Below are 8,109 nucleotides of genomic sequence, written 5' to 3'. Positions count from 1 at the left end.
TCTTGACCAGATAGGTCTTACCGCTTCCTGTCGGTCCCAGCATCAGCATATTGGATTTCTCAATCTCCACATCTTCAGAATTTCCTGCTGCAATTCTCTTGTAATGATTATATACACCCACGGAAATAACTTTTTTGGCATGTTCCTGACCAATTACATACTCATCAAGAATCTCCTTGATTTCCTTTGGCTTTAAAAGCTTTGGAATATCAATGGAATCGTCTTTTTTAGCAAGCTTTGCATCGGATTCTGACTTCTCAAACTCTTCTGTCTGTTCAAGAATATTCATACAGAGATCAACACATTGGTCACAGATATATGCACCATTGCCTGCAATAAGACGACCTACTAATTCCTGTGGCTTGCCGCAAAAAGAGCAGTATATTTCTTTTTCATTGTTTTTGTTTGCCATTAAGATTTCCTCACATTATCTTTTTTCAATAACCTTATCAATAAGACCATACTCAAGAGCCTGCTGAGCAGTCATAAAGTTATCTCTGTTAGTATCTCTTGCAATTACATCAATTGGCTGTCCTGTGTTGTCAGCAAGAATCTGATTAAGACGCTGCTTCATATCAAGAATATGTCTTGTGTGAATTTCCATATCTGTAGCCTGACCCTGAGCACCGCCTGATGGCTGGTGAATCATTATGTCACTGTTTGGAAGAGCAAGACGCTTGCCCTTTGTACCGGCTGCAAGAAGGAATGCACCCATACTTGCTGCCATACCCATACAGATAGTAGAAACATCGCATTTGATGTAATTCATTGTATCAAATATTGCAAATCCATCTGTAACACTGCCACCGGGACTGTTAATGTAAAGACAAATATCCTTAGTCGGATCCTGGCTTTCAAGGTAGAGAAGCTGAGCTACTACTACGCTTGCACTTGCACTGTTCACTTCTTCTGTGAGCATAACAATTCTGTCATTAAGAAGTCTTGAATAGATGTCGTATGAGCGTTCGCCACGACTTGTCTGCTCAAGTACATATGGTACTAATGCCATTTGATCATAACCTTTCATTATAATAAATAGTAATTAACAAAAAGTGGTTAATTATTCAATTATTTAATAACTGCGTTATCCTTAACCATGTTGAGAGCCTTTTCAGCCTTAACATCAAGAGTAAGAGTTTCAGCAGGAACTGCACCCTTAACAGTTTCAACATCAACCTTATATGCCTCAGCCATCTTGTTATAAGCCTCATCAAGGTCAGCGTCAGATACTTCGATATTTTCTTTCTTAGCGATTGTTTCAAGAGCAAGTCTTAACTGAACTCTCTTCTTAGCCTCATCAGCATACATCTTCTTTAAACCGTCAAGGTCAATGCCCATGTACTGGAGGTAAGTGTTCATATCAATGCCCTGTGAACGAATTCTCATCTCGAAATCTCTAACCATCTCATTAACCTGGTTGTCATACATAGCCTGTGGAATTTCGCCCTCAAGAAGCTCAATAAGCTTTTCAGCAATCTGATTATCCTTATCCTTTTCTGCTTCATCAGTAAGACGAGCAGCGATTGTTTCCTTAAGCTCATCTCTGTATTCAGCTACAGTTTCTTTCTCAGAAACATCCTTTACAAACTCATCATCAACCTCAGGGAGTTCTTTAGCTTTGATCTCGTGAAGCTTGATCTTAAACTCAGCATCCTTGCCTGCAAGCTCTTCAGCCTGATATTCCTCAGGGAACTTAACATTGATTGAGAATTCTTCATCTGTGCTGTGACCGATAATCTGCTCCTCAAAGCCAGGAATAAAGTTGCCTGAACCGATTGAGAGGTTGTAGTTCTCAGCCTTACCGCCGTCAAATGCTACACCGTCAACAAAGCCCTCAAAGTCGATAACTGCGATGTCACCGTTAGCAACAGGTCTGTCTTCAACAGTAACCATTCTTGAGTTACGGTCACGAACCTTTTCGATTTCCTCGTTAATAAGATCCTCAGTAACCTCAGTTGACTTCTTTGTAACCTCAATGCCAAGGTAGTTGTTGATTTCCATATCAGGCTCAACAATGATGTTAGCCTTAAATGTAAAGCCGTTTTCAACCTCTGTTACTTCGATTGACTCAACTGCTACGATTTTTACACCGGCCTCTTCAGCTGCATTGTAAAGAGCCTCAGGATAGCAATCCTGCATAGCATCATCATAGAATACTTCCTTACCATACATCTTCTCAATTACATGGCGTGGAGCTTTACCTTTTCTAAAGCCCGGAACGTTAATCTTCTTAACTTCCTTCTTATAAACTGTGTTAAGTGCCTTTTCAAAAGTTTCTCCGTCAACTGTAACAACTAACTCGTATGAATTAGCCTGCTCAAGTTTTTTGCTTTCTTTTAATGCCATTTTTAAAAATCCTCCAAAATTGAATTTAATTTATACAATTATAATCAGAATTAGTTTATTATAACACAGATATTTAATTTTGCCAATACTTAAAAATATAATTTTGCATATTATCGTACTAAAATCGGTATAAATGCGAGTCTGTCGCAAGAAATCAGCTTAAAATTTATACCTTTATAGTCACCCTCAACGGCATAACGCATATTTGCCTTGCCATGAATGTGTCCGTAATAGCATCTTTTTATATTGTGCTTTAATAAAACATTCATAATTTCGCTACATTCGGTGCTGCCATATACAGGCGGGTAATGCAGAAACACCACAGGTTCAAAACCTGTTTTTTCTGCTTCGGAAATAGACATTTCAAGTCTGCCTACCTCACGATTAAGCACCTTAACATCAGCGTCAGACTCATTTTCGAGAAACCATCCTCTTGTTCCGCAAATTGCGACATTATCACACACATAAGTGTTGTTAAAGAGAATGTTAATCGAACTGAGTTCATTACTTGTGAGGAACTTGTCAATTTTACTTTTTGTTCCCCACCAGTAATCGTGATTGCCCTTTAAAAAAATCTTTTTGCCGGGCAAATCTTCTATATATTTAAAATCTGTATATGTTTGTTCAAGCTTCATTGCCCAGGAAATATCGCCTGCTACCACAACTGTGTCATCATCGGTAACAAGAGCATTCCAGTTCTTGGTAAGTCTTTCAACATAGTTGTCCCAACCTGCAAAAATATCCATTGGCTTATCCTCGCCAAGTGACAAATGCAAATCAGCTATTGCAAATAAACTCATTCTTTAATGCCGAGTGCATCAAGAACATACTGAGGCATTGTGTTTACCTCTGTAACATCTGAGAAACGAGCCTTTTTATCTTTAAGAGCTGCAAGAGGTGCAGGAACAGGAGCGTTTGATACCTCAAAAAGCTTTTCTACCATATCAAACTCATTTTCAGGAAGCTCTGAGCCATTTGCTACAGCCTCTAAAACAGCCTTTGAGAACTTATATGGACTTGCAGTTGATGCGATAACTGATGGTGTTGTGTCACCGGTTTGCTCAACATACTGTTCATATACATTAACAGCAACAGCTGTATGTGTGTCACAAAGGTAGTTATCTGTATCAAATAAAGCCTTGATTGTAGCCTTTGTCTGCTCATCATCGCAATAGCCGCCAAAGAACTTAGATGTAATTTCAGCCTTGATTTCGTCTGATACTTCGTACTTGCCAACAGTTTTGAGAGCAGTCATAAGCTCCTTTGTTGTGTCAGCATTGTTGTCTGAAAGCTTATAAAGAAGTCTTTCAAGATTGCTTGATACGAGAATATCCATTGATGGTGAAATTGTTGTAAAGAAATGTCTGTTTTTGTCATAAACACCTGTCTTAATGAAATCAGAAAGAACATTGTTTGAGTTAGACGCACAGATAAATTTATTGATTGGAAGTCCCATAATACTTGCATAGTAGGAAGCAAGAATGTTACCAAAGTTACCGGTAGGTACTACAACATTGATTTTATCTCCCATAGCAATTTTGCCTGCATTTACGAGATCACAGTAAGCAGAAATATAGTAAACAATCTGTGGAAGAAGTCTGCCCCAGTTAATTGAGTTTGCTGAGCTGAAAAGCATATTGTTTGCTTCAAGCTTTGCAGAAATTTCAGGTGTTGTAAAGATTTTCTTAACACCTGTCTGAGCGTCATCAAAGTTACCCTTGATTGCACAAACAGTTACATTGTTGCCCTCCTGAGTGTTCATCTGATGCTTCTGCATTGGACTTACACCGTCAACAGGATAGAAAACAATAATTTTTGTATGGTCAACATCTTTAAAGCCTTCGAGAGCAGCCTTACCTGTATCACCGGAAGTTGCAACAAGAATTACTGCATCTTTGCCATCATATGTCTTTTTGAGTGATTTAGTAAGAAAATGAGGAAGAATCTGGAGTGCCATATCCTTGAATGCACATGTAGGACCATGCCAGAGTTCAAGAATATTGAGTTCCTTGCCGTTAAGCTTAGCATAAGCTAATGGAGCAGGGTTGTCACTACCGAATTTCTCTTTTGTGTATGCGTTTTCTACGCAGTCGTTAATTTCTTCTTCTGTAAAATCAGAGAGAAAATCTGCGAATACTTTTTTAGCTCTGCCCTTGTAATCAAGCTTTAAAAGCTCGTTAAAAGTTTCAGCGGAATACTTAGGAAATTCCTGTGGTACAAAAAGACCGCCGTCCTTAGAAATACCCTGGGCGATAGCCTGAGCAGCCGATACTACTTCGGCAGCATTTTGAGTACTGTTATACAACATATAAATCTTCCTTTCAGAGTTGCTTTACACAAGGTACATTTTACTACATAATTTATCAAATGTCAAAGTTTTCAAAGAAATTAACTGCATTTTCATAAAAAATTTTATCAATTATGGCTTTTGTGTAGTTTTTTTGCAGGAAAAGATTATAAATTTCATAAAGATTTTTATTATTCTGAATGTCAGACGGCAAATTTCCGCCATCAAAGTCACTTCCAAGGCAAAGATAATTTTCGCCGCCAAGTGTTAAAAAATGCTCGGCGTGTCGTAAAATATCATCAATACACGCCTTTTGCGGCTCATCATTAAGGAAAGCATTATGAAAATTCAGTCCTATTATTCCGCCGTTTTTAAATATAATTTTTGCCTGTTCATCGGTCAGATTTCTTTTGTGTGCAGTTATTTTTCTTGCGTTTGAATGAGTTGCAATAAAGGGCTTTTTTGCAATTTCACATACATCATAAAACAGCTTATCGCTTGCGTGAGAAACATCAATTACAATGCCTTGATTTTCCATTTCAGGAACTGCCTTTTTTCCAAACTCGGTAATTCCTGTTGGATTTTCTGTCATTGCACCGTCACCAATGCAATTTGAATCATTCCAAGTAAGCGTTGCAATTTTAATATTACTGTCTGCAAGATATTTTATATATGAAATGTCATTATCAATTATTTTGCAATTTTCAAGAGTGAACACAGCTTGTTTAGCTAAGCCTTTTCTAATATAATCAAAGTTATTAATAATTGAAATATCGCTCTTGCTACATTCCTGCGGTAATTTATTTTTAGCTTTTTCAAAAAGCTCTCTGCCCTGCTTTGCTGTTAAATCGTCCGGAATCCATATGGCAAAACATTGCAAATATTTTTCAAAATCAACATCCGTCTGAACTTCATAGTCAGAAGATAAAAAGCCGTGGCCTTGAGTCACGACTTTGTAAATAGTATCACAATGTAAATCAAATACTTTCATAAGAATCTCCTTCAAAAGCATTTTCGATATAATTAATGTCAATCACCTTGCCGCATTGTGGGTCAGTAAAAACTTCGCTGACATCAAAACGGAAATATGCGTCAAGCCCCTTTTGAGCAATATACATTGCTGCAGTTTTTCTGATTTTTGAAATCTTTTTTCTGTCAACAGCTTCATAAGGTCTTGCAAGAAAATTTGCAGACCTTGTTTTTACTTCTACAAAAACAATATATTCACCATGCTGAGCAATTATATCAATCTCTCCGCACTTTTGTCTGTAATTGCGTTCAAGTATTTTATAGCCATTTTTTCTGAGATAATGCACGGTATAATCTTCACCTGCATCACCTCTTTGCTTTGCAGTAAATAACTTCATCATTTTTTATACAGTTTTTTAAGAAAGCTTTTGCGGTGATAAGGGCATGGACCGTACTCAAGGATAGCCTCTCTGTGTGCTTTTGTACCGTAACCTTTGTGCTTGTCAAAGCCGTACATTGGGTATTCTTCTGCATACTTATAAAGCAATCTATCTCTTGATACTTTTGCAAGAATAGAAGCACACGCTATTGACATTGACCTTGCATCACCCTTTACGATACATTCCGCATCAATATTTAGTTCCGGTATTTTGTTTCCGTCAATCATAGCGTAATCTGCCTTTACGGAAAGTCCCTCAACAGCTCTTCTCATGGCAAGCATAGTTGCGTTAAGAATATTCATTTCCTCAATTTCATCAACAGTTGCATAAGCTATTGAATACGCAAGAGCCTGCTCTCTGATTACATCAAACAAAGCTTCACGCTTTTTTTCAGTAAGCTTTTTAGAATCATTCACACCGTCAATTACTACGCCCTCAGGCAAAATTACGGCAGCCGCACATACAGGACCTGCAAGAGGGCCTCTGCCAGCTTCATCTACTCCGCAAACAGCCTTGTAGCCATTTGCGATAGCTTTATTTTCAAATTCAAGCCAATCCATAGTTTCACCTTACTGTCTTTGTGGCATTTCAAGAGTAATTCTGCCAAGCTTTCCACTTCTGAATTCATCAAGAAGCATAATTGCAGCTCTTTCTGTATTAATTTCACCGCCGGAAATTAACATTCCTCTTTTTTTACCGATAATATTGAGTAACTCATATGAATCCACAGCGTCAAGATCTACATCATCAAGCTTAAATCTTGCTATAAAATCAGCAGGCTTTAAGCTGCGCAAGAAGTCAAGAAGTCTTACGGCAAGCAACTCGGTATCAAGAATCTGATCTTTAACTGCACCTGTGAAAGCAAGTCTTTCGCCAACAATTTTATCATCAAATTTAGGCCAGAGTACACCCGGTGTATCAAGCATTTCAATATTCTTGGCTATTGAATACCATTGGTTACCCCTTGTAACACCCGGTCTGTCTTCAACCTTTGCTCTGTTCTGCTTTGCAACCTTGTTTATGAATGAAGATTTACCGACATTTGGAATGCCTACAATCATAATTCTGAGCATTGGATTTACCATACCCTTAGCTTTGAGTCTTTCCCTACGCTCTGCAAGAACATTATTGACAGCAGGAGCAAATTTATTAAGCCCCCTGCCACTTTTGCAGTCAACAGCGATGGCGGTAATTCCCTGAGATGCATAGAAGTCAATCCATTTGCTTGTTGCCGTTTGATTTGCCATATCGCATTTATTTAAAAGCACAACCTTTGGCTTGTTCTGAATAAGCTTTTGTAAATCAGGATTTTTACTGCTAAGCGGAATTCTTGCATCAAGAATTTCTGCAACTGCATCTACAAGCTTTAAGCTTGCCTGAATCTGTCTTTTTGTTTTGGTCATATGACCGGGAAACCATTGTATAGTTTGCATTTCGCTCATTTTATCAATCCTTATATGTAATATTCTCAGTAAAGATATTTGAAGTGATTAAAAGGATACAGCACAAACTGTGCTTTTCCCATTACCATAGTTTTTGGAATAAGCTGAATACTGCCACTTCTGCTGTCAAGAGATACCGAACGATTATCACCCATAACAAATACATAGCCCTCAGGAATCGTTTCAGGAATTTCCCAGCCTATTGTAGGCTTTACAGTAGGAGATGCAACATAATCTTCATCAAGCACAATACCGTCAACTATAACCTTGCCGTTGTCATAATCAATTTTTATTGTCTGTCCCTCTGTGGCAATTACACGCTTAATAATAATTTTACCAATCTGCTGATCAGCGTCAATGGCTACTATATCACCCACCTGTGGATTATACAAAAAATTTGTAAGCACAACCTTGTCGCCGTCAATCAATGTGTCTTTCATTGACTCGCCGTCAATGTTTACATCTTTAATAAAAAATGTAAACACAATGCTGATAATCGCAAATAAAAAAATTACAGTTTTAAATATATCAAATATACAAACAGGCATTTTATTATTATTGACCTGAATTTTTGTTTTAGATTTATTGGATTTTGCAGTTCTCATATTTCCTCCAAAAAAATTAA

General features: G+C 37.7%; 10 protein-coding genes. All 10 read right to left on the bottom strand.

Going from position 1 to position 8,109, the window contains the following annotated elements; all coding sequences use genetic code 11:
• Positions 1-412 (bottom strand): ClpX C4-type zinc finger protein (locus ACJMMI_RS02110; protein ID WP_405353057.1); only part of this gene is annotated, 412 nt, incomplete at its 3' end.
• A gap of 15 nt (positions 413-427) precedes the next feature.
• Positions 428-1,009 (bottom strand): ATP-dependent Clp endopeptidase proteolytic subunit ClpP, encoded by a 582-nt coding sequence (clpP, locus tag ACJMMI_RS02105; RefSeq protein ID WP_405353055.1) that lies wholly within the window; start codon positions 1,007-1,009, stop codon positions 428-430.
• A 59-nt stretch (positions 1,010-1,068) separates the two neighbouring features.
• Complete coding sequence (gene tig, locus ACJMMI_RS02100) at positions 1,069-2,346, bottom strand: trigger factor (protein ID WP_405353053.1); 1,278 nt, start codon at positions 2,344-2,346, stop codon at positions 1,069-1,071.
• 110 nt (positions 2,347-2,456) lie between these two features.
• On the bottom strand, positions 2,457-3,146 hold the full coding sequence (locus ACJMMI_RS02095; RefSeq protein ID WP_405353052.1) for a metallophosphoesterase: 690 nt from the start codon (positions 3,144-3,146) through the stop codon (positions 2,457-2,459).
• Positions 3,143-4,654: a threonine synthase gene (gene thrC, locus ACJMMI_RS02090; RefSeq protein WP_405353050.1), complete on the bottom strand. Its 1,512-nt coding sequence runs from the start codon at positions 4,652-4,654 to the stop codon at positions 3,143-3,145. The genes ACJMMI_RS02095 and thrC overlap by 4 nt, the downstream gene beginning before the upstream one ends.
• 55 nt (positions 4,655-4,709) lie before the next feature.
• On the bottom strand, positions 4,710-5,624 hold the full coding sequence (locus ACJMMI_RS02085) for a dipeptidase (protein ID WP_405353048.1): 915 nt from the start codon (positions 5,622-5,624) through the stop codon (positions 4,710-4,712).
• Positions 5,611-6,003, bottom strand: a complete 393-nt coding sequence (locus ACJMMI_RS02080; protein WP_405353046.1) for a YraN family protein — start codon at positions 6,001-6,003, stop codon at positions 5,611-5,613. The genes ACJMMI_RS02085 and ACJMMI_RS02080 overlap by 14 nt, the downstream gene beginning before the upstream one ends.
• The gene (locus ACJMMI_RS02075) at positions 6,000-6,602 is read right to left on the bottom strand and encodes a ribonuclease HII (RefSeq protein WP_405353044.1); all 603 of its coding nucleotides are present in this window, start codon (positions 6,600-6,602) and stop codon (positions 6,000-6,002) included. Before ACJMMI_RS02075 ends, ACJMMI_RS02080 begins: the two co-directional genes overlap by 4 nt.
• 9 nt (positions 6,603-6,611) lie before the next feature.
• A complete protein-coding gene (ylqF, locus tag ACJMMI_RS02070; RefSeq protein ID WP_405353042.1) occupies positions 6,612-7,484 on the bottom strand; it encodes a ribosome biogenesis GTPase YlqF in 873 nt (290 codons plus the stop codon).
• A gap of 26 nt (positions 7,485-7,510) precedes the next feature.
• Positions 7,511-8,109: signal peptidase I (lepB, locus tag ACJMMI_RS02065; protein WP_405353041.1), on the bottom strand; the 599-nt coding region annotated here is incomplete at its 5' end.

Source organism: Ruminococcus sp. (assembly GCF_045129435.1).
GTDB lineage: Bacteria > Bacillota > Clostridia > Oscillospirales > Acutalibacteraceae > Ruminococcoides.
The sequence above is the reverse complement of the archived record's forward strand: the minus strand, read 5'-3'. Positions and strand labels throughout refer to the sequence as shown.

Bases quoted from the DNA above. Each gene is read 5' to 3' on its own strand.
- ACJMMI_RS02080 (WP_405353046.1), bottom strand. From the start codon at position 6,003: ATGATGAAGTTATTTACTGCAAAGCAAAGAGGTGATGCAGGTGAAGAT.
- tig (WP_405353053.1), bottom strand. From the start codon at position 2,346: ATGGCATTAAAAGAAAGCAAAAAACTTGAGCAGGCTAATTCATACGAG.
- ylqF (WP_405353042.1), bottom strand. From the start codon at position 7,484: ATGAGCGAAATGCAAACTATACAATGGTTTCCCGGTCATATGACCAAA.
- thrC (WP_405353050.1), bottom strand. From the start codon at position 4,654: ATGTTGTATAACAGTACTCAAAATGCTGCCGAAGTAGTATCGGCTGCT.
- clpP (WP_405353055.1), bottom strand. From the start codon at position 1,009: ATGGCATTAGTACCATATGTACTTGAGCAGACAAGTCGTGGCGAACGC.
- ACJMMI_RS02095 (WP_405353052.1), bottom strand. From the start codon at position 3,146: ATGAGTTTATTTGCAATAGCTGATTTGCATTTGTCACTTGGCGAGGAT.
- ACJMMI_RS02085 (WP_405353048.1), bottom strand. From the start codon at position 5,624: ATGAAAGTATTTGATTTACATTGTGATACTATTTACAAAGTCGTGACT.
- ACJMMI_RS02075 (WP_405353044.1), bottom strand. From the start codon at position 6,602: ATGGATTGGCTTGAATTTGAAAATAAAGCTATCGCAAATGGCTACAAG.